The 24,786-nt window shown below is 70.6% G+C and carries 21 protein-coding genes; 13 read left to right on the top strand and 8 right to left on the bottom strand.

What is annotated here, in order from left to right:
* Positions 1–63: 63 nt before the first annotated feature.
* On the bottom strand, positions 64–558 hold the full coding sequence (locus ACWGKQ_RS13355) for a DUF3145 domain-containing protein (RefSeq protein WP_093503479.1): 495 nt from the start codon (positions 556–558) through the stop codon (positions 64–66).
* Between the two features lie 252 nt (positions 559–810).
* On the opposite strand from ACWGKQ_RS13355, the gene ACWGKQ_RS13350 reads away from it, so the two are divergent.
* The 3 genes from ACWGKQ_RS13350 (at position 811) to ACWGKQ_RS13340 (ending at position 4,248) form a co-directional block, all read left to right on the top strand.
* Entirely contained in the window at positions 811–1,710 is a 900-nt protein-coding gene (locus ACWGKQ_RS13350) for an SGNH/GDSL hydrolase family protein (protein WP_453292039.1), read from the top strand.
* Between the two features lie 22 nt (positions 1,711–1,732).
* The gene (locus ACWGKQ_RS13345) at positions 1,733–2,707 is read left to right on the top strand and encodes an aldose epimerase family protein (protein ID WP_453292038.1); all 975 of its coding nucleotides are present in this window, start codon (positions 1,733–1,735) and stop codon (positions 2,705–2,707) included.
* 305 nt (positions 2,708–3,012) lie between these two features.
* Positions 3,013–4,248 carry a pyroglutamyl peptidase gene (locus ACWGKQ_RS13340; protein ID WP_453292037.1) on the top strand — a complete coding sequence of 412 codons (1,236 nt, stop codon included), beginning with the start codon at positions 3,013–3,015 and terminating at the stop codon, positions 4,246–4,248.
* Here ACWGKQ_RS13340 and ACWGKQ_RS13335 read toward each other — a convergent pair.
* Positions 4,238–5,026, bottom strand: coding sequence for an EI24 domain-containing protein (locus ACWGKQ_RS13335; protein WP_453292036.1), 789 nt, complete (start codon positions 5,024–5,026; stop codon positions 4,238–4,240). The two genes, ACWGKQ_RS13340 and ACWGKQ_RS13335, sit on opposite strands and share 11 nt — an antisense overlap.
* A 185-nt stretch (positions 5,027–5,211) precedes the next feature.
* On the opposite strand from ACWGKQ_RS13335, the gene ACWGKQ_RS13330 reads away from it, so the two are divergent.
* Positions 5,212–6,372 carry a serine hydrolase domain-containing protein gene (locus ACWGKQ_RS13330; RefSeq protein ID WP_453292035.1) on the top strand — a complete coding sequence of 387 codons (1,161 nt, stop codon included), beginning with the start codon at positions 5,212–5,214 and terminating at the stop codon, positions 6,370–6,372.
* Positions 6,373–6,533: 161 nt separating this feature from the next.
* On the opposite strand, the gene ACWGKQ_RS13325 is transcribed toward ACWGKQ_RS13330, so the two are convergent.
* A complete protein-coding gene (locus ACWGKQ_RS13325) occupies positions 6,534–7,532 on the bottom strand; it encodes an NADP-dependent oxidoreductase (RefSeq protein WP_453292034.1) in 999 nt (332 codons plus the stop codon).
* 90 nt (positions 7,533–7,622) lie between these two features.
* Here ACWGKQ_RS13325 and ACWGKQ_RS13320 point away from each other — a divergent pair, with 90 nt between their 5' ends.
* Complete coding sequence (locus tag ACWGKQ_RS13320; RefSeq protein WP_453292033.1) at positions 7,623–8,072, top strand: MarR family winged helix-turn-helix transcriptional regulator; 450 nt, start codon at positions 7,623–7,625, stop codon at positions 8,070–8,072.
* A gap of 168 nt (positions 8,073–8,240) precedes the next feature.
* Here the strand turns inward: ACWGKQ_RS13320 and ACWGKQ_RS13315 are convergent, their stop codons facing one another.
* Together ACWGKQ_RS13315 and ACWGKQ_RS13310 are read right to left on the bottom strand one after the other, a co-directional pair.
* The gene (locus tag ACWGKQ_RS13315; protein ID WP_453292032.1) at positions 8,241–8,714 is read right to left on the bottom strand and encodes a carboxymuconolactone decarboxylase family protein; all 474 of its coding nucleotides are present in this window, start codon (positions 8,712–8,714) and stop codon (positions 8,241–8,243) included.
* Between the two features lie 114 nt (positions 8,715–8,828).
* On the bottom strand, positions 8,829–9,698 hold the full coding sequence (locus ACWGKQ_RS13310) for an SCO2400 family protein (RefSeq protein ID WP_453292031.1): 870 nt from the start codon (positions 9,696–9,698) through the stop codon (positions 8,829–8,831).
* A gap of 201 nt (positions 9,699–9,899) precedes the next feature.
* On the opposite strand from ACWGKQ_RS13310, the gene ACWGKQ_RS13305 reads away from it, so the two are divergent.
* From ACWGKQ_RS13305 to ACWGKQ_RS13270, 8 genes are all read left to right on the top strand, one after another.
* A complete protein-coding gene (locus tag ACWGKQ_RS13305; protein WP_453292030.1) occupies positions 9,900–11,057 on the top strand; it encodes a mandelate racemase/muconate lactonizing enzyme family protein in 1,158 nt (385 codons plus the stop codon).
* Entirely contained in the window at positions 11,054–12,058 is a 1,005-nt protein-coding gene (locus ACWGKQ_RS13300; protein ID WP_453292029.1) for a zinc-dependent alcohol dehydrogenase, read from the top strand. The genes ACWGKQ_RS13305 and ACWGKQ_RS13300 overlap by 4 nt, the downstream gene beginning before the upstream one ends.
* 115 nt (positions 12,059–12,173) lie before the next feature.
* Positions 12,174–13,151 carry a hypothetical protein gene (locus ACWGKQ_RS13295; RefSeq protein WP_453292028.1) on the top strand — a complete coding sequence of 326 codons (978 nt, stop codon included), beginning with the start codon at positions 12,174–12,176 and terminating at the stop codon, positions 13,149–13,151.
* Between the two features lie 146 nt (positions 13,152–13,297).
* Positions 13,298–14,407: a multiple monosaccharide ABC transporter substrate-binding protein gene (chvE, locus tag ACWGKQ_RS13290; RefSeq protein WP_453292027.1), complete on the top strand. Its 1,110-nt coding sequence runs from the start codon at positions 13,298–13,300 to the stop codon at positions 14,405–14,407.
* 31 nt (positions 14,408–14,438) lie between these two features.
* On the top strand, positions 14,439–15,989 hold the full coding sequence (gene mmsA / locus ACWGKQ_RS13285) for a multiple monosaccharide ABC transporter ATP-binding protein (RefSeq protein ID WP_453292026.1): 1,551 nt from the start codon (positions 14,439–14,441) through the stop codon (positions 15,987–15,989).
* Complete coding sequence (mmsB, locus tag ACWGKQ_RS13280; RefSeq protein WP_453292025.1) at positions 15,986–17,230, top strand: multiple monosaccharide ABC transporter permease; 1,245 nt, start codon at positions 15,986–15,988, stop codon at positions 17,228–17,230. Before mmsA ends, mmsB begins: the two co-directional genes overlap by 4 nt.
* Before the next feature lie 52 nt (positions 17,231–17,282).
* Complete coding sequence (locus ACWGKQ_RS13275) at positions 17,283–18,437, top strand: aldose epimerase family protein (RefSeq protein WP_453292024.1); 1,155 nt, start codon at positions 17,283–17,285, stop codon at positions 18,435–18,437.
* A gap of 211 nt (positions 18,438–18,648) precedes the next feature.
* Positions 18,649–20,352 carry a pyridoxal phosphate-dependent aminotransferase gene (locus tag ACWGKQ_RS13270; protein WP_453292023.1) on the top strand — a complete coding sequence of 568 codons (1,704 nt, stop codon included), beginning with the start codon at positions 18,649–18,651 and terminating at the stop codon, positions 20,350–20,352.
* 308 nt (positions 20,353–20,660) lie between these two features.
* Here ACWGKQ_RS13270 and ACWGKQ_RS13265 read toward each other — a convergent pair whose 3' ends face one another.
* From ACWGKQ_RS13265 to ACWGKQ_RS13255, 3 genes are all read right to left on the bottom strand, one after another.
* Positions 20,661–22,271: a methyltransferase gene (locus ACWGKQ_RS13265; protein ID WP_453292022.1), complete on the bottom strand. Its 1,611-nt coding sequence runs from the start codon at positions 22,269–22,271 to the stop codon at positions 20,661–20,663.
* A gap of 62 nt (positions 22,272–22,333) precedes the next feature.
* Positions 22,334–23,521 carry a 4-hydroxybenzoate 3-monooxygenase gene (locus ACWGKQ_RS13260; RefSeq protein WP_453292021.1) on the bottom strand — a complete coding sequence of 396 codons (1,188 nt, stop codon included), beginning with the start codon at positions 23,519–23,521 and terminating at the stop codon, positions 22,334–22,336.
* 301 nt (positions 23,522–23,822) lie between these two features.
* The gene (locus tag ACWGKQ_RS13255; RefSeq protein WP_453292020.1) at positions 23,823–24,749 is read right to left on the bottom strand and encodes a UTP--glucose-1-phosphate uridylyltransferase; all 927 of its coding nucleotides are present in this window, start codon (positions 24,747–24,749) and stop codon (positions 23,823–23,825) included.
* Between the last annotated feature and the right edge of the window lie 37 nt (positions 24,750–24,786).

Genomic DNA, 24,786 nt, shown 5'->3' with positions numbered 1-24,786 from the left:
ACAATTAAGGTCACCTGGGAACTGCGCTAAAAAAAAAAAAAACGCCGCAGACGACGACCGGCGTCAGACCACCTGGTGGAGCCACCGCACCGGCGCGCCCTCGCCCGCGTAGCGGAACGGCTCCAGTTCGTCGTCCCACGGCTTGCCCAGCAGCTTGGCGATCTCGGCCTCCAGGGCCGTCTCGCCGCGCTGTGAGCGGGTCAGGGCGGCCCTCAGGCGGTCCTCCGGGATGAGGATGTCGCCGTGGATCCCGGTGACCGCGTGGAAGATGCCGAGGTCGGGGGTGCAGCTGTAGCGCTCGCCCTCGGCCTTCGCGCAGGGTTCGGCCGTGACCTCGAAGCGGAGCAGGTGCCAGCCGCGCAGCGCGGACGCCAGTTTGGAGGCCGTGCCGACCTCGCCCTGCCAGGAGAACTCGGAGCGCCAGGTGCCGGGGGCGGCCGGCTGGCGGATCCAGTCGAGGTTGACGCGCGTACCGAGCACCCCGGCGACGGCCCACTCGACGTGCGGGCACAGCGCGCGCGGCGCGGAGTGCACGTACAGAACTCCACGTGTCGTCACCGGAACCTCCGGGCAGAGCGGGACATCTTGCTGGCTGGCTGGCGGCAGTGGCACGACGGCCGCGTTGATGGCGAGGCTACCGTGCGGCGGCGCAAGGAGTGTGACGTACCGTCGCTCCCACAGCCAGGAAACCCCCGCCATTCACCCAGGGGGACGCTTGTACGGGGGTGGTCCGTTGCAGGCGCGGGGCGGGAACTCCCGTGCGTTGTTATGAAGGGGGACGAACCGGCCGACGGAGAGGACCGACGGGGTATGCGCAAGCAGCGACGCCGGCGTTCGCGTGCCCTGGCAGGCGCCGTCGCCGTCACCGCCGCGCTGGGGGTGGCCGGGTGCGATGTCCTGGGCGGTTCCTCCGGCCCGGCCAAGGGCGAGGAGACGCGGGCCGCGCGGACCGTGCAGGTGTGGGACCGCAGCCCGGCCTCGATCGCGGCCGTCGGCGACTCCATCACCCGCGGCTTCGACGCCTGCACGGTGCTCTCGGACTGCCCGGAGGTGTCCTGGGCGACCGGCACCAGCGACCAGGTGGACAGTCTGGCGGTACGGCTGCTGGGGCGGACCGGGGCGGCCGACCACAGCTGGAACTACGCGGAGACCGGCGCCCGGATGGCCGACCTGTCCGGCCAGATGGCCGAGGCGGTGGCCCGCAAGCCGCAGTTGGTGACGGTGATGGCGGGGGCGAACGACGCCTGCCGTACGTCGGTGCGGGCGATGACCTCGGTGGCCGACTTCCGTACCCAGTTCGAGGATGCGATGGGCACCCTGCGCAAGGCGCTGCCGAAGACGCAGGTGTACGTGTCCAGCGTGCCGAACCTGAAGCGGCTGTGGTCCGAGGGGCGGGCCAACCCGCTGGGCAAGCAGATCTGGAAGCTGGGCATCTGCCCTTCCATGCTGGCCGACGCGGACGATCTGACCAGCGTGGCGACCGTGCGCCGGGACAGGGTGCAGCAGCGGGTCGAGGAGTACAACAAGGTGCTGGCGGAGGTCTGCGCCAAGGACCGGCGGTGCCGTTTCGACGGCGGGGCGGTGTACGCGTACCGCTTCGGGACCGGTCAGCTCAGTCACTGGGACTGGTTCCATCCGAGCACCGACGGCCAGTCGAAGCTCGCGGCGATCGCCTACCGGACCATCACCGCGAAGGATCCGGTGGACTAGACCCTTGGCTTAGGGTTTCCCCATGAGCGAACTTTTCGGCACCCTTTCCGACGGCACCGAGGTGCACCGCTGGACGCTGGAGCGCGCGGGGACCCGGGTGCGGGTGCTGTCGTACGGCGGGATCGTGCAGTCGGTCGAGGTTCCGGACCAGGCCGGGCGGACGGCGGACGTGGTGCTGGGGTTCGCCGGTCTGGACGGCTACCTGGAGAACCCGGGGCCGTACTTCGGCGCCCTGGTCGGCCGGTACGCCAACCGGATCGCCGGCGCCCGCTTCCCGCTGGACGGCGTGACCTACGCGCTGGAGCCGAACAACGGGCCCAACTCCCTGCACGGCGGGGCGAGTGGCTTCGACAAGCGGGTGTGGGAGGTGGCGGCCGTCGAGCACGGGGTGCGGCTGTCGCGGGTGAGTCCGCACGGGGAGGAGGGGTTCCCGGGGCGGCTGGAGGTCGCCGTGACGTACCTGCTGGACGACTCGGGCGCGCTGCGCATCTCCTACGAGGCGGTCACCGACGCGCCGACCGTCGTGAACCTCACCAACCACAGCTACTTCAACCTGGCGGGCTCCGGGAACGCGGGCGGCCACGAGCTGCGGATCGCGGCCTCGCGCTACACCCCCGTCGACGGGGACCTGATCCCGACCGGGGTCCTGGCGGACGTCTCCGGCTCCCGTTTCGACTTCCGTACGGCCCGCAAGGTCGGCTCCGGGTACGACCACAACCTCGTCCTCGACAAGGGGGTGACGGCGGCCCCGGTGGAGATCGCCGAGCTGCACGACCCGGCGTCCGGCCGCACCCTCACCGTGGCCACCACCGAACCCGGCATCCAGCTCTACACCGCCGAGCACCTGACCGGCCCGTTCGCCCCCGGCGACGGTGTCGCCCTGGAGACCCAGCACTTCCCGGACTCCCCCAACCGGCCGGAGTTCCCGGGCACCCGGCTGGATCCCGGCGCGGTGTACCGCTCCGAGACGGTGTACGGCTTCGGGGTGCGCGGCTGACGCCGACGGCATACGAGCCCCGGCCCAGGGGTCAGGTCCCGGACCGGGGCTGCTCGAAGGGGACTCGTCCCGGCTCCGACCTTAACCGCGGCCGTGCGGCGGCGGCCGGTGCGGGAGCGCTCCACCGTGATCCCGTACGAATCCTTCACAAACGCCCACGAGGCGTCCCCGTACCGAACAGTCCCGAGCACTCGGCCCCGAACGCCGACGGGGGGTGGGCCGTGGTGTAGACCACATCGCGGCCCACACGCGATACTGCGCCCGACCGGCACCACGCACCCCACTGCGACGGAAGGCCAACTCCCTTGAGTTCCCTACGTGTTCGGATCGGCATCCTCGGCATCGCGCTGCTGGCCGGCGCGCTCGTCCCCACCGCGGCGCAGGCCACGACCACCCTCTCCCCCACCGTCGAGGAACGGCGGCTCGACCAGGCGGTGCCGCAGGAGATACTCCGGCGGTCCGGGTTCGACGACGTGGCGCCGGAGTTCGCCCGGGCGCTGGCGAACGCGCACTCCTACCCGCAGGCCCGGCAGGTCGTCGAGCGGCAGGGGTCGGTGCTGTGGCGGCGGGCCGTGGCCCGGGCGCAGGGACGGGGACCGGCCGGGGGTGACCTGAGCCGGGACGACGACCGGCCGCTGTACTGGGCGCGGCTGGGGATGACCCGCCAGGTGCGCACCTGGGAGCCGGAGTTCGGCGTGAGCGACCGGCAACGGGCCGCTCTGCTGGACGTGCTGGAGCGGACCTCGCGCGGCCAGACCGACATCAGGTATCCCGGCAAGGGGGTCCGGCGGATCCTCGTCACCGGGTTCGACCCGTTCACACTGGACCAGGACATCCGGATCTCCAATCCGTCCGGGGCGAGCGCGCTGGCCCTCGACGGGACGGTGATCGAGACCGCCGAGGGGCCCGCGCGGGTCGAGACGGCCGTGTTCCCGGTGCGCTGGGACGACTTCGCGGCGGGGACCGTGGAGCGGACCCTGCGGCCGTACCTGCCGAAGGTGGACCTGTTCACGACCGTGAGCCAGGGGCGGGTCGGGCGGTTCGACGTGGAGCGGACGAACGGGGCCTGGCGGGGCGGGTTCCCCGACAACGACGGCATCGGCCGGACCGAGACCGTCCCGGTCGCCGACCCGGCCTCGCAGCCGCAGTGGACGACCACCACCCTCCCGTACGCCGCGATCACGGCGGCGGACACGGGGCGTTTCCCGGTGTACGACCACACCGAGGTGACCGAGATCCCCGCGGGCGGCACCGACCCCGTCGTACGGGCGGACGGCCCGACCGCCGGATCCACCGCGCGGGCCGGCGGCGGCGGGAACTACCTCTCCAACGAGATCGCCTACCGGGCCACCCTGCTGCGCGACCGCCTCGGGCTGCACGACACGCTCCCCGGCGGGCATGTGCACACGCCGGTGCTGCAGTTCGGTGCCGGGAACACCACGGAGGTGACCGACCCGGAGTTCGTGCGCAACCGGGTGGACATCATCGACCAGGTGCGGGCGATCGTGACCGTGGCGGCCGACGCGAGCTTCAGGAAGTGACGGGTTCGTCCGCCCGCTCGTCCTCCGCCGCCGTCTCCTCGCCCAGCAGGTCACGGGCGAGGAGGGTGGCGCCCGCGACCGCGCCCGGCATCAGGAACACCGCGACGAACGGGACCAGGAAGGCCAGACCCAGCGGGGTCCCGAAGCCCCACACCAGGGTCTTGCGGGAGCGCAGCAGCGCGAGCCGGGCACGCAGGTCGACACCCCGGCGCTGGAGGGCGACGGCGGCGAGCTCCTCGGTGAGGAAGAAGCCGGTCACGAAGAAGCCGACGACGGGTACGACGGTCTGCCCGACGAGGGGCAGGAAGCCGAGGGCGAAGAGCAGCAGGCCCCAGAGGCCGGCGCGGACCAGGACGCGCAGGCTGTCCCGGGCCGAGATCCACAGCTCGCGCCAGAACGGCAGCCCGGACTCGGGTGCGGTGCCGTCGGGCGAGACGTCCGCGTCGACCTTCTCGGAGAGGTTCTCGTAGAACGGCTGGCCGATCAGCAACGTCACCGCGGTGAAGGTGAGGACGGCCAGCAGGAGGCCGAGGGCGAACAGGACGGCGGTGAGGAAGCCGCGGAAGAGGCCGAGCCAGGGGCTGGACCAGTCGTCGGCGAACGGGGTGGCCCAGCCGACGAAGTCCTCCCCCCATATCGCGAGGGCGACCAGGGCCGCCGCGTACAGGACGAGGGTGATCAGGCCGGGCAGCAGACCGAAACCGAACTGCCTGCCGTGCCGGCCGACCCACCGCTGGCCCTTGAGGAGATATCCGAAACCCACCCCGAGATCACGCATGGCGAAAACTTTACCGGGGCCGGGGCAGGGCACAGTGGGGTCAGGAACGCCCCCTGTGCCGCTGTTGAGTCGAACAGGTACATCTCGCCGTACCGATCTCAGGAACCGGCAGACAGTTCGCCCAGGTGGGTAGGGCGTTGTTCACAGTGGGAGCTGCCCCCCGGCGGCTCGGTTGAGGAGAACGGATGACGCAGGAGATCACCGTCCAGGGCACGGTCGCGGCGGGCTTCGAGGCGGTGCGCGAGGAGTTCGCCGCCTTCGTCGCCGGCGAACCGGCCGACTACGAGGGACAGTTGTGTGCGTACGTCCACGGCCGGCGGGTCGTCGACCTGTGGGCCGGCGAGGGGGCCGGCGGGGACTCCCTGTACGGCGTGTTCTCGTCCACCAAGGGGGCGGCGCATCTGGTCGTGGCGATGCTGGTGCAGGACGGCACGCTGGAGCTGGACCGCAAGGTCACCTACTACTGGCCGGAGTTCGGCGCCGAGGGCAAGGGCACGCTGACCCTGCGGGACCTGATCGCACACCGGGCGGGTCTGGTCGGCACCGACACCGGGTTCAGCCCGCAGGAGCTGGCCGACGACCGCGCGGTGGCCGAACGCCTCGCCGACCAGCGGCCGTTCTGGCGCCCGGGCACGGCCTTCGGCTACCACGCCCTCGTCATCGGCGCCCTCACCGGGGAGGTCGTGCGGCGCGCGACGGGCCGTACCCTCCAGGATCTGTACGAGGAGCGGGTCCGGGCACCATACGGCCTCGACTTCTTCCTGGGGCTGCCGGCCGTCCACGAGCCGCGCTTCCGCACGACCCTGCCGATGCGGCCGACCCCCGAGCAGCAGGCCCTGCTCGGCTCCGTCCCGTCCGGCCCGCAGACCCTGGCCGGGATCGCCTTCAACGAGCACGCGGCCGAACCCACGGTCCTGGCGGCCCTGCCCAACGACCCCCTGGTCCGCGCCAAGGGCCCGGCGTCCTTCGGCGGGGTGGCGTCGGCACGCGGCCTGGCCGGGATGTACGCGGCCCTGCTCAGCGAGATCGACGGCGAGGCCGCGCTGCTGAAGGAGGACACGGTGGCGGAGTTCGGCCAGTTCCACTCGGTGGGCTACGACCTGGTGACCCGGACCCATAGGTCGTACGGCCTGGGCTTCCAGGCGACGGCGGACACCTGGCACCCGTTCCTGGGCGCCGGCACGATCGGCCACAGCGGAGCAGCGGGCTCCCAGGCGTTCGCGGACCCGAGAAGCGGGGTCGCCTACGGCTACACGCGGCGAAGGTTCGCGTTCCCGGGAGGATCGGCGCCGGAGAACGACCGGCTGGCGAAGGCCGTGCACGAGGGAGCACTTGGAACACGCTGAGCGCAACTCACCCAAGGGGCGCGGGGAACTGCGGCCGGCCACCACGCACCCGCACCCGGCGCTGAACCGCACCCGGCAGACGAGAGGCCGCACCCCACGTCCAAGGGTGCGGCCTCCGCCATACACAACGACAGCCGTCGTACCGGCGTCACGCGGTCGCGTCAGAGCTTGACGATCATCTTGCCGGTGTTGTCACCACGCAGCACCCCGAGGAACGCCTCCACGTTGTTCTCGATGCCCTCGACGACCGTCTCCCCGTACTTCAGCTGCCCGGAGGCCACCCACGGGCCGACCTCGGCCACGAACTGCGGCTGGAGGTCGTAGTGGTCGCCGACCAGGAAGCCCTCGATGCGGCCGCGGGTCTGGATCAGGCGGGCGAGGTTCTTCGGGCCGGGGACCGGCTCGGTGCTGTTGTAGACGGAGATCATGCCGCAGACCGCGATCCGGCCGTCCCGGTTCAGCTGGCCGATGGCGGCCTCCAGATGGTCGCCGCCGACGTTGTCGAAGTAGACGTCGACACCGTCCGGGGCGACCTCGCGCAGCTGCTGGGCGACCGGGCCGTTCTTGTAGTTGAAGGCCGCGTCGAAGCCGTACTCCTCGACCAGCAGCTTCACCTTCTCGTCGGAGCCGGCCGAGCCGATCACCCGCGAGGCGCCCTTGAGCTTGGCGATCTGCCCGACCTGGCTGCCGACCGCGCCGGCCGCGCCGGAGACGAAGACCGAGTCGCCCTCCTTGAAGGAGGCGGTGCGCAGCAGACCCGCGTAGGCGGTGAGACCGGTCATGCCGAGCACGCCGAGGTACGTCGACAGGGGCGCGGCGTCGGCGTCGACCTTGACGGCGTTCTTCGCGTCCACGACCGCGTACTCGCGCCAGCCGAAGAAGTGCAGGACGTGGTCGCCGGCCGCGATGCCCTCGGCGTTCGACTCGACGACCTCGCCGACCGCGCCGCCCTGCATGACCTTGCCCAGCTCGAAGGGGGCGACGTACGACTTCGCGGCACTCATCCGGCCGCGCATGTACGGGTCGACGGAGAGGTACTTGTTCCGTACCAGCACCTGTCCCTCACCCGGCGTGGGGACCTCCGCCTCGACCAGGGCGAAGTCCTCGGGCTTCGGCCAGCCGACGGGACGGCTCATGAGGTGCCACTCGCGGTTGATCATGACATGCGCCTTTCCGAAATACTTCAGTAACTGAAACAACCATGCTCCTGAATATTTCAGGATGTCAAGTAACGGGGTACCCTGGAGTGCATGTCGTCCACACAGTCCACCCCCGCGCAGACCCGCCGCCCCGACGCCCTGACCCTGGAGGTCGTCGAGCTGATCGGGGACGTCGTGGCCCGTTTCTACGCGGACTACGAGGAGGCGGCGGGCGAGCACACCCTCACCGGGGCGCAGGCGCGGCTGCTCAGCCTGCTGTCGCTGGAGCCGCTGCCGATGCGCAAGCTGGCGCAGAAGCTGAAGTGCGAGCCGTCGAACGTGACGGGGATCGTGGACCGGCTGGAGGCGCGCGGGCTCGTGGAGCGGCGGCCCGACCCGGCGGACCGCCGGGTGAAGCTGGCCGCGGCGACGGACGAGGGCCGCCGGGTCGCCCGCGACCTGCGCGAGGGGTTGCGCTTCGCGCGCGAGCCGCTGGCGGGCCTTTCGGACGAGGAGCGGCTGTCGCTGCGCGACCTGCTGCGCAGGATGCTGGACGCCTAGGCGCTCCGCCGGGAGTGCCGCACTGTGCCCTCTGCCGACTGCGGCGCCGTCGTGGCTGGTCGCGCCCACGCGGCGGAGCCGCATATTGATACAGCCCCGCGCCCCTTCGGGGCGCTGCCGGACCCGCTCAGGGGCCGGCACCCGACGGCGCCGGCCCCTCGGGGCGGGTCAGGCGAACTGGCCGGGCTGGTAGTCGCCGGCCGGCTGCTGGAAGATGACGTTCAGCCGGTTGAAGGCGTTGATCGCGGCGATCGTCGCCACCAGGGCGACGAGTTCCTCCGAGTCGTAGTGCTTGGCGGCGTTCGCCCAGACCTCGTCCGGTACGCCGCCGGCCGCGTCGGCGATGCGGGTGCCCTGCTCGGCCAGCTCCAGGGCCGCGCGCTCGGCCTCGGTGAACACGGTGGCCTCGCGCCAGGCGCCGACCATGTGCAGGCGCTGCTGGGTCTCGCCGGCGGCGGCCGCGTCCTTGGTGTGCATGTCGAGGCAGAAGCCGCAGCCGTTGATCTGGCTGGCGCGGATCTTCACGAGCTCCAGGGTGGAGTCCGGGATCGACGTCTCGTGGGCGACCTTGCCGGCGCCGACGAAGTGCTTGATCAGCTTGTTGGCGGTGGGGCTGGCGAAGAGGTTCAGACGGGCTTCCACGGTGTGCTCCCTGTGGTGTCTCTCAGCGGGTTACACACCTACGACGGAGCGGGCTCGTCGAATGTGACACGTTTGCTGGATTTGCTTTGGTGGTGCCCTGAAGGGGCGCTCCACTCACGTACACCACCAAAGGAACCGGTTGCACGTCTGGCTGGGCGACGGGGCGGGGGCCGAGGTCGTCGGGTCCGCCGTCGGGGTCGAGGCCGCCGTGGTCGTCGGGGTGGCCGCCGGGGCCGTCACCGTGCCCGGGTCCGTCGTCGCCGACCGGGCCGACGCGTCCGGGGACGCCGACGGGGAGTCGGACGCCTTGTCCTTCGACGAGGAGGGGGACGGGGAGGCCGAGGGGTCGGCCGAGGCGGAGCCCCCCGCGCCGGTCGCGCCGGACGTGTCGCCCAGGGGCTGCGCGGTCGTACCCGGGGACGACGTCGACGTACCGCCGTCGGTGGTGCTGCCGCCGCCCGCGGCCGTGTCGGGGGTCGTGAACGGTATGGCGTCCGTGCCGAGTTCGGCGAGGCTCAGGCCGCCCGCCGCCAGCACGCACGCCGCGGTCACCAACAGGACTCTGCGGCGGCGCCGGCGATGGGCCGCGGCCTTGCGGTCGCGACGGCTCGGGTCGGGGACGCCCGGCTCCTCGGGATCCTCGGCAGGGCTCTCGGCGGCCCGCCCCCGGCTCCGGTCGCCGCGCCCGCGTGCCGCCCGCCGCCGCTCGGCCCGGCCGCCCGTCGGCGCCGCGTCGTCCTCGTCGTCCCCGTCGTCCGCGCCGTCGTGACCGTGGCCGGCTTCGGGGCCGGCTTCGGGGCCGGCTTCGGGGCCGTAGGGCTCGGCGGTGAACTCTGGCTCCGGGTACGGCGTTCCACCGGGCGCAACCGGTTCGGGGGCGGCCGCTTCGCGCGCGGACGCGCGTAGCGTTTCGACCGGTGTGCCGCACCCCGGGCAGGCGAGGGCTCCGTTGAGGTGCCGTCGGCACGGGTAGCAGTAGTCCATGACGCGGGAAGACTAAGTTCCCCACGGGTCACATAACCAGCCACCCCTGTGAAGGTTCTGTGGGGGACCGAAAAACCTATCGCAAGCCTTGCCGAAACCGTTACCTGTTCGACCCATTGACACTCCCGCCGCCCCGTCCTTACTGTCACGCCAGCATTTCGAACGCGTGACGAAATCTCGAACAGCTGAGGGGCAACTGCCGTGCGCATCACCGGAATCAGCACACACGTGGTCGGGACGCCGTGGCGCAACCTGACGTACGTCCAGGTGCACACCGACGAGGGGATCACGGGAGTCGGCGAGACCCGGATGCTCGGTCACACCGACGCGCTGATCGGCTATCTCCGGGAGGCCGAGGCCAACCACATTCTCGGTTCGGACCCGTTCGCAGTGGAAGACCTCGTACGCCGGATGAAGTACGGCGACTACGGCCGGGCGGGTGAGATCGTCATGTCCGGCATCGCCGTCGTCGAGATGGCCTGCTGGGACATCAAGGGCAAGGCGCTGGGCGTGCCCGTGTGGCAGCTGCTCGGCGGGAAGGTCACCGACAAGGTCAAGGCGTACGCCAACGGCTGGTACACCACCGAGCGGACGCCGGAGGCGTACCACAAGGCCGCCCAGGGGGTCATGGCGCGCGGGTACAGGGCGCTGAAGATCGACCCGTTCGGCACCGGGCACTTCGAGCTCGACCACGAGCAGACCCTGTACGCCGTGTCGCTCATCGAGGCCGTGCGGGACGCCATCGGGCCGGACGCCGAGCTGATGCTGGAGATGCACGGCCGGTTCTCGCCCTCGACCGCGGTGCGGCTGGTGCGCGAGCTCGCCCCCTTCAAGCCGGCCTGGCTGGAGGAGCCGGTGCCGCCGGAGAACCTGAAGGCGCTGGAGAAGGTCGCCGCCAAGGTGGACATCCCGGTCGCCACCGGCGAGCGCATCCACGACCGCATCGAGTTCCGCGAGCTCTTCGAGAGCCAGGCGGTGGACATCATCCAGCCGGACGTCGGCCATATCGGTGGTATCTGGGAGACGAGGAAGCTCGCCGCCACCGCCGAGACGCACTACGTGCTGGTCGCTCCGCACAACGTCGGCGGCTCGGTGCTCACCGCCGCCTCCCTCCAGGTGGGGTTCACCTCCCCGAACTTCAAGATCCTGGAGCACTTCAACGACTTCGCCGACGCCGAGATCAAGAAGGTGGTCAAGGGGGCGCCGGAGGTCGTGGACGGGTACTTCCACCTGTCCGACGCGCCGGGGCTCGGGGTCGAGTTCGACGCCGACGCGGCCGCCGAGTTCCCGCAGCAGCAGGCCCGGTTCGACCTGTGGGCCGAGGGCTGGGAGCAGCGCAAGCCCAAGGGGACCCAGTGAGCTCCCAGGTCGTCGTCGAGGCGCCCGGCGTCCACCGGGTCGAGGCGCACACGCCCCGCGAGCCCGGCCCCGGCGAGGCGCTGGTCGCCGTGCACGCGGTCGGGATTTGCGGAAGCGACCGTGAGGTGTACCAGGGGAACCGGCCCGAGGGGTATGTGCGATACCCGTTGACGCCGGGGCACGAGTGGTCGGGGACGGTGCGCTCGGTCGGTACCGGTGTCCCCGCCTCGCTCGTCGGCCGCAAGGTCGTCGGCGAGGGGTTCCGGAACTGCCAGGTGTGCGACCGCTGCCATGCCGGTGAGACCACCCTGTGCACCGACGGCTACGAGGAGACCGGCTTCACCCAGCCGGGCGCCATGGCCGCCACCCTCACCCTGCCGGCCCGCCTGCTGCACGCCCTCCCGGACGACGCCGACCTCACGGCGGCCGCCCTGCTCGAGCCCGCCGCCTGTATCGCGGCGGCCGCGCTCAAGGGCAACGCCCGGCCGGGCGAGCGGGTCGCGGTGGTCGGCACCGGGACGCTGGGCATGTTCGCCGTCCAGTTCCTGCGCGCGATCTCGCCGGGCGAACTGCTGGTGGTCGGGACCCGGAACGACCGGGAGGCCCTCTCCCGGCAGTTCGGCGCCACCGACTTCCGTACCAAGGACCAGCAACTGCCCGACGATTTCGACGTGGTCATCGAGACCGCCGGGTCCGCGTCCGCCGCGCGCACCGCCGCCTCCCTGCTCAGGCGCGGCGGACGCCTGGTCCTGACCGGTATCCCGGCCGCCGGTGCCGAGGGTCTGGACCCGACCGACCTCGTCGTACGGCAGCTGGAGGTGCACACCGTCTTCGGGGCACCGCCGGACGCCTGGGCGCACACGGTCCGGGTCTTCGGGGCCGGTCTCCTCGACCCGTTGCCACTGGTCACGCATGAGCTGCCGTTGACCGAGTTCCCGCAGGCCATCGAGCTGGTGGGGGCCGGTGATCCAAAGGTGGGCAAGGTGCTGCTCCGCCCCTGAGTCGTACGCCGGTCGCGGCGTGCCCTGACCTCGCCGTGACCGGCGTACCACCAACGCCGTTTTTCTACCCAGAGCCGCGAACCTTGTCCGAAATACCGAACACGAAGGACAGCTTGTGACGACCGACGCTTCCGTTACGGCGGCCCGCCGACCCGGTGAGCAGGCGCTCACCGCTCTCGGCCTGGGTGCGCCCGCCCTCGACCCCGCCGACGCCTCCGCCCACAGCTTCCCGGGCGGCGGCAAGTGGCGCACCGAGATCCCCTCCTGCGAGGGTCCCGAGGCGCTGGCCGTCGTTCTCAAGGAGTCCTCGCGGCTCGACGTGCCCATCCACCGGATCAGCCAGGGCAGCGGTGTGTGGATGCTCACCGACGCCGAGATCACCGAGATGGTCGACGCGACCGGCGAACGGGACATCGAGCTCTGCCTGTTCACCGGACCGCGCGGCACCTGGGACATCGGCGGCTCGGTGCGCTCCGACTCACGGGGGGCCGGACTGCGTGCCCGCGGCCACGACGCCGTCGCCGGGTGCGTCGAGGACGCGGTCCGGGCGACGGAGCTGGGCGTCAAGTGCCTGCTCGTCGCCGACGAGGGCGTGCTGTGGACGCTGCACCGGGCCCGGCAGGCCGGGATCATCCCGGCCGACACCACGCTGAAGGTGTCCGCGCTGATCGGACCGGTCAACCCGGCCTCGTACTCGGTCTTCGAGCACCTCGGCGCCGACTCCGTCAACGTGCCGAGCGACCTGACGCTCGATCACCTCACCGAGATCCGCCGGGTGTCCGGCGCTCCTCTGGACATGTACATCGAGGCTCCGGACGACCTCGGCGGCTACATCCGGATGTACGAGGTCGCCGAGCTGATCCGGCGCGGCGCGCCGATCTACCTGAAGTTCGGGCTGTCCAGGGCTCCCGGCATCTACCCGTGGGGCACCCATCTGCGGGACGTCACCCTGGACACCGCGCGCGAGCGGGTGCGGCGGGGGCGGCTCGCCCTGGACCTGCTCGCCCGGCACGGGGCGGACGGGGAGATGGCGCCGCTGGGGTCGCGGCTGCCGGGTTCTCTCCGCCGGTTCCCGGTCGAGGGTTCCGCCTGATGAACGTCGGGGGCTGCGGGCCGTCAGTGGCTGGTCGCGCCCACGCGGCGGAGCCGCACATCGATACAGCCCCGCGCCCCTTACGGGGCGCTTTCACCGACCTTGCTTGAAATCTCTCAACGTCGAGAAGAACAGGGACCGATCACATGCGCACTCGCAGAAGCGCCCTTACCCTCATAGCCGGGGCCGCCTCGCTCGCTCTCACGTTGTCCGCCTGCGGGCAGAGCAGTGAGGGGGGCAGCAAGGAGAGCAGCGGCAGTGTCAAGGGCTCGACCATCGGCATCGCCATGCCGACCAAGTCCTCCGAGCGCTGGATCGCCGACGGCAACAACGTCGTCAAGAACCTGAAGGCCAAGGGCTACAAGGCCAAGCTGGTCTACGGCGAGGACGACCCGGACACCCAGGTCTCGCAGATCGAGAACCTGATCACGCAGGGCGTCAAGGGCCTGATCATCGCGGCCATCGACAACAAGTCCCTGAACAACGTGCTCCAGGAGGCCGCGGACGCCAACATCCCGGTCATCGCGTACGACCGGCTGATCCTCGGCACGAAGAACGTCGACTACTACGCGTCCTTCGACAACGAGAAGGTCGGTGTCGAGCAGGGCACGTACATCGTGCACAAGCTGGGGCTGGACAGCGGCAAGAAGGGCCCGTTCAACATCGAGCTGTTCGCCGGCTCGAACGACGACAACAACACCAAGTACTTCTTCAACGGCGCGATGAGCGTGCTCCAGCCGTACATCGACAAGAAGGAGCTGGTGGTCAAGTCCGGCCAGACCGCGCTGAACAAGGTCACCACGCTGCGCTGGGACGGCGCGACCGCACAGGCCCGGATGGAGGACATCCTCACCTCCTCCTACAAGTCCGCCAAGGTCGACGCGGTGCTCTCGCCGTACGACGGCATCTCGATCGGCATCATCGCCGCCCTGAAGTCGGACGGCTACGGCTCCAGCAGCCAGCCGCTGCCCGTCATCACCGGGCAGGACGCCGAGCTGGCCTCGGTGAAGTCGATCATCGCGGGCGAGCAGACGCAGACCGTCTACAAGGACACCCGGCAGCTCGCCAAGGTCGCCTCGACCATGATCGACGACGTCCTGAACAAGAAGACGCCGCAGACCAACGACACCAAGACGTACGACAACGGCTCCAAGGTCGTCCCCGCCTACCTGCTGCAGCCGGTCAGTGTCGACAAGTCCAACTACGAGGACGTCCTGGTCAAGGGCGGCTACTACACCGACGCCGAGCTCAAGTAACCGCCGCCCCCTACTGATTGGAAGGCAGACCATGGCGGGACCCGTCCTGGAAATGCGCTCGATCGTCAAGACCTTTCCCGGCGTCAAGGCGTTGTCGGACGTCACACTGACCGTCCGTCAGGGCGAGGTCCACGCCATCTGCGGGGAGAACGGCGCCGGCAAGTCGACCCTGATGAAGGTCCTCTCCGGCGTCCACCCGCACGGCAGTTACGAGGGCGAGATCCTCTTCGAGGGGGAGCCCTGCGCGTTCGGTGACATCCGGGCCAGCGAGCAGCGCGGCATCGTCATCATCCACCAGGAGCTGGCGCTGTCGCCGTACCTCTCGCTGGCGGAGAACATCTTCCTCGGCAACGAGCACGCCAAGGGCGGGTTCATCGACTGGCGGGAGACCCTGCGGCACGCCACCGAACTGCTGCGCCGGGTCGGTCTCGACGACCACCCGGAGACCCGCGTCACCGACATCGGCGTGGGCAAGCAGCAGCTGGTGGAGATCGCGAAGGCGCTGTCGAAGAAGGTGAAGCTGCTCATCCTGGACGAGCCGACCGCGGCCCTGAACGACGAGGACAGCGGCAAACTCCTGGACCTGATCCTGGAGTTGAAGAACCAGGGCATCACCTCGATCATCATCTCGCACAAGCTCAACGAGATCCGCCGGGTCGCCGACTCGGTGACGATCATCCGGGACGGCCACTCCATCGAGACCCTCGACGTGAAGTCGAAGGAGACGACCGAGGAGCGGATCATCTCCGGCATGGTGGGCCGCGACCTGGACCACCGCTTCCCGGAGCGGACCGCGTACAAGGGCGAGGCGGACGCGGCACCGGCCCTGGAGATCCGCGACTGGACCGTGCGGCACCCGATCGACCAGGAACGCAAGGTCGTCGACGACGTGTCGATCCACGTCCGGCGCGGCGAGATCGTCGGCATCGCGGGCCTGATGGGCGCCGGCCGCACCGAACTCGCGATGAGCGTCTTCGGGCGGACGTACGGCCGCTACGACGGCGGCTCGGTCCTCAAGGACGGCACGGAGATCCGTACCAAGTCGGTCGCCGAGGCGGTCGGGCACGGCATCGCGTACGTCACCGAGGACCGCAAGCACTACGGCCTCAACCTGATCGACACCATCAACCGCAACATCTCGCTGACCGCACTGAACAAGGTGGCCAGGCGCGGGATCGTGGACGAGCACGAGGAGCGGCAGGTCTCCGAGGGCTACCGCAAGTCCATGAACATCAAGGCGCCGACGGTCTTCGAGCCGGTGGGCAAGCTGTCGGGCGGCAACCAGCAGAAGGTCGTCCTCAGCAAGTGGATCTTCGCGGGTCCGGACGTGCTGATCCTGGACGAGCCGACCCGCGGGATCGACGTGGGCGCCAAGTACGAGATCTACACGGTCATCGACCAGCTCGCCGCCCAGGGCAAGGCGGTCGTCTTCATCTCCTCCGAGCTGCCCGAGCTGCTCGGCATGTGCGACCGCATCTACACCATGGCCGCGGGCCGCCTGACCGGCGAGGTGCCCAGGGCCGAGGCCACGCAGGAAGTGCTGATGCGCCATATGACGAAGGACAAAGAGGTATCGCGATGAGCACGGATGTCACCGCCAAGAGCCCGGCGCCCGCGCCGCCGGGCAGGAGCGGATCGGCCGTGGACCGAGGTCTGCTCCGCCTCGTCCTCGACGGGCTGCGCCGCAACATGCGCCAGTACGGCATGCTGATCGCGCTCGGTCTGATCGTCGCCCTGTTCGCGGTGTGGACCAACGGGGACCTGCTGCTGCCGCGCAACGTCTCCAACCTGGTGCTCCAGAACAGCTACATCCTGATCCTCGCCATCGGCATGATGATGGTGATCATCGCCGGGCACATCGACCTGTCGGTCGGCTCGCTGACCGCGTTCGTGGGCGCCTTCGCGGCCGTGCTGACGGTCAATCACGGGGTGCCCTGGCCGATCGCGCTGGTCCTGTGCCTGGTGATGGGTGCCGTGGCCGGCTCGCTGCAGGGCGTGCTGATCGCCTACCTGGGCATACCGTCGTTCATCGTCACCCTCGCCGGGATGCTGCTCTTCCGGGGCCTCACCGAGATCCTGCTCCAGGGCCAGACCATCGGCCCCTTCCCGAACGGCCTCCAGAACCTGGGCAACGGCTTCCTCCCCGAGGTGGGCCCGCACACCAACTACCACAACATCACGATGCTGCTGGGCATCGTGCTGATCGCCGCCGTGGTCTGGCAGGAGTTCCGCGACCGGCGCCGCCAGCAGGAGTTCTCCCTGGACGTGCTGCCCACCCGGCTCTTCCTGGTCAAACTGGTCGCGCTGGGCGCCGCGATCCTCGTCCTCACCCTGCTGCTCGCCAGCTACAAGGGCGCCCCGATCGTCCTGATCGTGCTCGGCGCGCTGGTCGTCGGCTACGGCTACGTGATGCGCAACGCGGTCTTCGGCCGGCACATCTACGCGATCGGCGGCAACCTGCCGGCGGCAAAGCTGTCCGGCGTCAAGGACAAGAAGGTCACCTTCTACGTCTTCCTGAACATGGGCGTGCTCGCGGCCCTGGCCGGTCTGGTGGTCGCCGCCCGGCTGAACGCGGCCTCGCCGAAGGCGGGTGACGGCTTCGAACTGGAGGCGATCGCCTCCTCGTTCATCGGCGGCGCCTCCATGAGCGGCGGTGTCGGCACCATCCTCGGTGCCATCATCGGCGGTCTCGTCCTCGGCGTGCTGAACAACGGCATGAACCTTCTCAGCGTCGGCACCGACTGGCAACAGGTGATCAAGGGCCTCGCCCTCCTGGTGGCGGTCGGATTCGACGTGTGGAACAAGCGCAAGTCCGGTTCATAAGTCAGCTCGGGCCCCGCCGGAAGGCGGGGCCCCACCTTTGTGGGAGCCGCACATGGAACTGAACAGACGCACGGTCATCGCAGGAGCCGCAGCCGCGGGTATCGCCGCGAGCACGCTCGGCGCGGGTACGGCGCAGGCCGCCTCGGGAGGCAGGAAACCCGTGAAGGAACTCTTCGGCACCCTCGCCGACGGCACCAAGGTCTACCGCTGGTCCCTGGAGAACGGCGGCACCCGCCTCAAGGTCCTCTCCTACGGCGGCATCATCCAGTCCCTGGAGATCCCGGACCGGCACGGCAAGTACGCCAACGTGTCGCTCGGTTACGACAACCTGGCCGCGTACGTCGCCGGAACCACCTTCTTCGGCGCGACCATCGGCCGGTACGGGAACCGGATCGCCAAGGGCCAGTTCACCCTCGACGGCAAGTCCTACCAGCTCTCCGTCAACGACGGCGTCAACAGCCTGCACGGCGGTGCCAAGGGCTTCAACACGAAGGTCTGGGACATCGAGGGCTTCACCTCGGGCTCCGACGTCGGCCTGCACCTCCACTACACGAGCGTCGACGGCGAGATGGGCTACCCGGGAACCCTCAGGACGAAGGTGACCTTCACCCTCGACCGGCACGGCGCCTGGATCATCGACTACGAGGCCACCACCGACAAGCCGACCGTGGTCAACCTCACCAACCACACCTACTGGAACCTGGCCGGCGAGGGCACGGGCACGATCGAGGACCACGAGCTGACGATCGCCGCCGGCCGCTACACGCCCACCGACTCGGGCCTGATCCCCACGGGCGAGCTGGCCACGGTCTCCGGTACCCCCTTCGACTTCCGCAAGGGCAAGCCGGTCGGCCGGGACATCCGCGCGGGCCACCCCCAGCAGGTGCAGGCCAAGGGCTTCGACCACAACTGGGTCCTCGACAAGGGTGTCACGGCCAGGCCGGAGCACATCGCCACGCTGCGCGACCCGCGCTCCGGCCGCACCCTGAAGATCGCCACGGACCAGCCGGGCCTGCAGTTCTACTCGGGCAACTTCCTCGACGGCACACTCATCGGCACCTCCGGTCACACCTACCGGCAGGGCGACGGGCTGTGCCTGGAGACACAGCACTTCCCGGACTCGCCGAACCACGCCGACTTCCCGTCGACGGTGCTCCGGCCGGGGCAGGTCTACAGGACGCGGACGGTCCACACGTTCGACGCCTGAGGTGAGACAGCGTGGGCGCGGCCGGTAAGGGGCTGGTCGCGCCCGCGCGCGTTCGGTTCCAAGAAGAAACGTAAACTCACACTTTTTTCACACGCGTTGAACGGCGCCGCACCCGCCCCCGTATTCAAGGACGGCCCGTGCTCCCCCGCGCGGGCCGCCCAAGACGACGGGCCCGGACGTCCCCATCGGGCCCGCCTCATACGGAGGTTCAATGGCCGGCAGCGTCACCTCGTTGTTCCGCAGCGGTGCTCACAGCCCGTCGATGGCGGCGCTGACCCGCGAGGGGGGCGACGGAACCGGCCCGGTCGACTTCTGCATACCCTGCAACCCGTACTTCCCCACCCCGGCCATGATGGAAACGATGGCCGCCCGGCTGAAGGACATCGTCACCTACTACCCGAGCAGCGCCGACACCATCACCGCCGAGCTGTGCCAGCTCCTCCAGCTCCCCCCGCAGGCCGTGGCCATGGGCAACGGGTCCACCGAGCTGATCACCTGGATCGACCACCTGCTGGTCCGCGAGTCCCTCGCCATCCCCGTCCCCACCTTCGGCCGCTGGACCGACCAGCCGATGGAGACCGGCAAGCGCGTCGACATGTTCCCGCTCCAGGAGTCCAACGGCTTCGCGCTGGACCTCGCGCAGTACGCCGAGTTCATCCGCAAGCGGGGCACCAGGGTCGCCGTCATCTGCAACCCCAACAACCCCGACGGCGGCTTCCTGCACAAGCAGGCGCTGGTGCAGTTCATGGACGCCATGGCCGACCTGGACCTGATCGTCATCGACGAGTCGTTCCTGGAGTTCGCCGACGCCGAGGCCGAGCCCAGCGTCGTCCAGGAGGCCATGCTGCGGCCCAACGTCATCGTGCTGCGCAGCCTCGGCAAGAACTTCGGCCTGCACGGCATCCGCTTCGGCTACATGGTCGCCAACCCCGCGCTGGCCGGCAAGGTCCGCTCGATGCTCCCGAAGTGGAACCTCAACGCGTTCGCCGAGTACGTCGTCTTCATGCTCAAGGAGCACGGCGCCGAGTACGCGCAGAGCCTGCTGCAGGTCCGCAAGGACCGCCTGGAGATGGCCAGCCAGCTCGCCACCCTGCCCGGCCTGACGGTCTACCCCTCGCAGGGCAACTTCCTCTTCGTGCGCCTTCCCGTCGGCGCCGAGGGCACCGTGGTGCGGGACCGGATGCTCACCGAGCACCGGATCCTGGTCCGCGAGTGCGGCAACAAGATCGGATCTTCCAGCCGCTTCCTGAGGCTCGTGGTGCGCCCCGAGGTGGACGTGCGTCGCCTGGTGTCCGCCATGGAGCAAGTCCTCTACGGGTCCAGGAGGGGAGCCGCCGTACCCGAGCTGAGCACCGGGACCAGCTACAGCTCGGGTACGGCGGCGGTGGATCGGCTGGTCAGCGAGACCAACGGGGCGGGCATGCAGCTCGCGCAGGCCGTCGGCGCGATGCCCGTCCCGGGGCTCGCCGCCGCTCCCGCCGCCGGCGTCGGCATGCCGCTCCCCGTCGCCGCGCAGCACGGCGGCGCCGGGATGCCGATGCCGGCGGCAGCCATGCAGATGCAGCAGCCTCAGCAGCAGCCGATGATGGCACCAGTGCCTCAGATGGCACCGGCACCCCAGATGGCGCCGGTCGCCCAGATGGCACCCGCACCCCAGATGGCACCGGTCGCCCAGATGGCACCGGCGCCCGCACCGGCCCCGATGCCCATGCAGATGCCGACCCCTGTTCCGGCCCCCGCCCCGGCCGGGCCCACGCCGCCCGGCGTGCCGGCGCGGGGTGGTCTCACCGCCGCGCAGGTACGGGGCATGACCGCGCCCGCACCCCCTGCCCCGAACCTGGCCCCGGCCCCGGCCACCGGCTGGCCCAACGCCCAGAGCTGGCCGAACGCGGCGGGGATGGGCCAGGCCGGTTAGCCACCCGCCGTAGGGGTGCGGTGCATGGCCGGGTGCGGCACCGTCGCGGCTTGTCGCGCAGTTCCCCGCGCCCCTTACGGGGCGCTTGACCCGAGCGGCACCACAAGTCACCGTGACTGGCCGCGCCCACGCGGCGGCAGCCGCAGATTCAACACAGCCCCGCGCCCCTTTCGGGGCGCTTGATCTGCCCGGAGTCAAAAGTCGCCGCGGCTGATCCAGTCCCGTACCCGCAACCGTGCCCCGTAAGGGGCGCGGGGAACTGCGCGACCAGCCCCCACCGGCCCGCGGTGGGCGAAACGGCGGAGTGCTCAGCCTCGCACGGCGCTCAGCAGTGAGGCTCCCAAGGGCAGGGGATGGCAGGCCTCCGGCTTGAAGCCCGCCTCCTCCAACAGGCGCCCGTAGTGGGCCTCTTCCCTTTCACGGCCGCCCACGTTGCACAGCATGTGGAGGTCCCAGGCCGCCGCCGCCCGGCTGGGGAGGAGGCGTTCCACGATCAGTAGGCGGCTGCCCCGGCGCATCGCCCGGGCGCACCGGTGCAGGATGGTCAGGCAGCGGTCGTCGTCCCAGTCGTGCAGGACGCGGGACAGGAGATAGACGTCGCCGTCAGCCGGGACGGAGTCGGTGAAGTCGCCCTCGACGAAGGTGCAGCGGCCGGTCAGGTCGGCCAGGTGGGCGCGGGCAGCCGTCAGGGCCTCGGGGCGTTCCAGGAGGACGCCGTCCAGGTGGCCGTGGGCGCGCAGGACCCGGCCCAGCAGTGCGCCGTTGCCACCGCCGACGTCCACCACGCGTCGTACGCCGGAGAAGTCGACCAGGTCCGGCACCGGTGTGAACATCTCGGCGCTCGCCGCCATCGACCGGTGGAAGAGGTCGCCGAGTTCGGGGTGCTCGGCGAAGTAGCGGAAGTGGTGCTTGCCGTAGCGGTGGGCGAAAGCTTCCTGCCCAGTGCTGACGGCGTACGGGAGGCCGGCGAAGGAGTCGTAGAACGGGCCGCCGTAGAGCAGTGCGAGGGGGTGGAGGGAGTGGTCCGTGCCGGTGCGCAGGGGCTCGCCCAGGGCGGTGAGGTGGTAGGTGCCGTCGGAGGAGGCTGTCAGCAGGCCCAGGGTGGAGAGGTAGCGCAGGAGGCGGTGGAGGGCGTCCGGGTCGGTGTGGGTGCGGGTCGCGAGGGTGGCGGCGTCGAGGCCGGGCCGGTCGGCGAGGTGGTCGGCGATGCCCAGTTCGGCCATGGTGCGGACGGCCTGGGTGGCCCAGGCGCCGGTCATCACGCCGAGCAGCGCGAGGGTGGGGTCGGGGAGGGGTTCCTGGCGCCCGGGGAGGCGGAGTTCGAAGCGCCGGTGGTCGGTGGTGCGGAAGTAGAGGACGGTGACGTTCTCGTGGTTGTTGTAGCCGCCGCCGTCCGGGACCGCGCCGCCGCGTTCCGTCAGCAGGGTGCGCAGTCCGGCGGGGATCACCCGGCCCGGTGCGGTCACGGCGAAGGCGTGGTGGGACTCGTGGCCGTTGCTCCGTTCGTCGGCGGCGACCGTCTCCAGCGGGGAGCCGGGCGGCACGGGCAGCGCGAAGATCTCCACGCTCCGCCCGGCCACGGGCACGTGCACGATCCCGACCGGGCTGTCCCCGAGGGCGGCGCCGTAGCGCCGGGCCAGCCGCCCGCGCACCACCACGCTCGGTGTGACGGGGCCCGGGTCGAGGCCGGCGCCGCGCAGGTCGTCGCGGAGCCCGTCGAGGGCGGTGGGGAAGACCAGTACGGCAGTGTGGTCGTAGCCGAGGTGGCGGGCGACGTCGGTCCGCTCGTCGGCCGTCAGGCCGGGCAGCAGCCCGGCGAGGACCTGGTCCGTGTCGTGGTCGCGGGCGTGGTCGGCCGCGCGCCGGATGCGTACCAGGTCGGCTTCCGTCAGACATGCCTGTACGACGGAGAGGTTCATGAAGAATTCCCGTTGATCGTGATGGTGGGGCAGGAAGAACCGGGGACGATGGGCCCCGGGGGTCAGATGCCGGTGTAGTTCTCGGCGAAGAAGTCCTGGTGCGTGCGGGAGGTGCGCAGGCTCTCCAGGCGGGCGTACTGCAACGCACGTGCGTAGCGGGCCTCGTCGGCGTCACCGGTGCCGGTGCCGGTGCCGTCCGCGCCGGCCGGGCCGTGCAGGAGGCCGCTCATCCAGTGCGAGAACTCATGGGCGCGCCAGACGCGGGGCAGGCAGTCGGCGGCGTACCTGGCGAGGCCGGTTCCGTCGCCGTGCGCCAGGGCCTCTTCGAGGGCCCGGGCCAGCAACTCGGCCTGGAGGATGGCGAGATTGGCGCCCTTGGCGGCGGAGGGGCTGATGAGTCCGGCCGCGTCGCCGGCCAGCCAGAGGCGCCCGGCGCCCGGGGACTCCAGGACGTCGGAGCGCAGGTCGACGACCGCCTTCTCCAGGACGGTGCCGTCGCGCAGCGGCCCGAACTCGGCGGCCCGCAGCCGGGTCGCCAGCTCCGTCCAGATCCGGTCCTGGCTCCAGTCGGCGGGGGCGGTGCCGCGCGGGCACTGGAGGTAGTAGCGGGTGACGGTGGCGGTCCGTGCCATGTGACCGGCGAACCCGCGCTCGTGCAGGGCGTATCCGACCGCCTCCAGGCTGGGCGGGGCCGCGACCAGTACGGCCAGCCAGGAGACCCCGTGGTCCCAGCGGGCGGTCCGGATGCCGCGGGCGGTCAGTGCGGCGCGGCCGGTCCCGCGGTGCCCGTCACAGCCGGCGACGTACCGCCCGGTGACGTCCGCGCCACCGCGCACCCGCACCCGGCCCTCGGCCACCTGCTCCGCCTCGGCGCCGAAGCGGATCTCCCCGCCGCGCCGCAGGTACTCGGCGACCAGGTCCCGTACGAGTTCCTGCTGGGGGTAGACGGTGTGCGGCTCGCCGAGGCCCGACTTGCCGTAGTCCAGGGTGAATTCGCCGCTCTCGCTGCGGAACAGGCAGGTGGTGTGGGTCGTCCCGCGGGCCAGCAGGCCGGCCGCCAGGCCGTGCTCGGTCAGCACGCGCACGGAGTGCGGGGCGAGGAATCCGGCCCGGGCCCGGCCCTCCACCGCGGCACGGTCGCGCCGCTCCAGGATCACGCAGTCGATGCCGCGGTCCAGCAGCAGGTTCCCCAGTACGAGCCCTGCCGGGCCGGCACCGAGGATCACTGCATCGACCTGTGCTGTTGCCATGCCCCACCCCTGGAGTTGCTCTTTGTCCAGAAGGTTTCATATCAGCCACATCCGGCACAGAAGCGGAGGAAGTGGACTAATTACCCCTAAAGGGTTGCCTGAGGCAGCGAGAGTCGTCGAAGACGCGCGCGAACAGCGCCGAAACGGCGCGATGCCCGCCCGCAACGAATGCGGACGGGCATCGGATCGAGCGCCGGGCAGGCCTTGCACCTGCATTTCCCCGCAGGAAGCGGAGCGTCTTTCCTTGGACCACCAACGCAGCACCAGCCACCGCGAGTTACGGCGACCAGCTCGGTAACGATCATACCGCACGCAACGCGTCGCCCCGCCCCTCACCTTCATCGAGCTTGCTGACCAGGCCGCGCAGTACCGGACCGTACTCGGGGTGGGCGAGGGCGGAGGCCATCTGGGCGACCAGGTAGTCGGCGGGGTTGCCGGTGTCGTACCAACGGCCCTGGATGACCTGCCCGTACACGGCCCGGCTGGCGGCGTAGGCGTTGATGGCGTCGGTCAGGTAGACCTCGCCGGTCCGGCGCTCGTACCAGCGGCGGGTCTGCTCGCGCAGCTCGTCGATGATGCCCGGGGTGACGACGTAGCCGCCGATGGCCGCGTACGGCGACGGCGCGTCGGCCGGTGCGGGCTTCTCGACCAGGCCGGTGATGCGCAACTGCCCGTCGCCGAGGTCCTCCTTGACGATGGGTACGCCGTAGCGCTGCGAGTCGGCGGGGTCCATCGGCAGCAGGGCCAGCACCGGGCAGCCGGTCTGCTCGTAGGCGCGGATCAGCTGCTGGGCGCGGGGCACCTCGGCGACGAACACGTCGTCGGGCCAGAGCACGAGGACGGGCTCGTCGCCGAACGACCGGGCGGCGTTCAGCACGGGCGTGCCGTTGCCGTACGGGCCGTACTGGTCGAGGTAGGTGATGTGCCCCTTGCGGGCCAGCTCGGCGACCTCCTCGACGGCGTCCGCGTAGGCCGTCTTCCCGTCGCGGCGCAGCTGCTCGACGAGTCCCGGATTGGGCCGGAAATGATCCTGGATCAGGCTCTTCCCGCCCGAGACGACGATGGTGATGTCGGTGATGCCCGAGTCGACCAGTTCTCGCACGGTGTGCTCGATCACCGGTTTGTCACCGACCGGGAGCATCTCCTTCGGCGTGGCCTTGGTCAGGGGCAGCAGGCGGGAGCCCAGTCCGGCGGCGGGGATCACCGCCCTGCGGATCTTCGGGGACATCGGGCCTCTCTCGGTCGAACGGCACGGGCTACGCGGA

This window comes from Streptomyces sp. NPDC054770 (assembly GCF_053611985.1).
The sequence above is the reverse complement of the archived record's forward strand: the minus strand, read 5'-3'. Positions and strand labels throughout refer to the sequence as shown.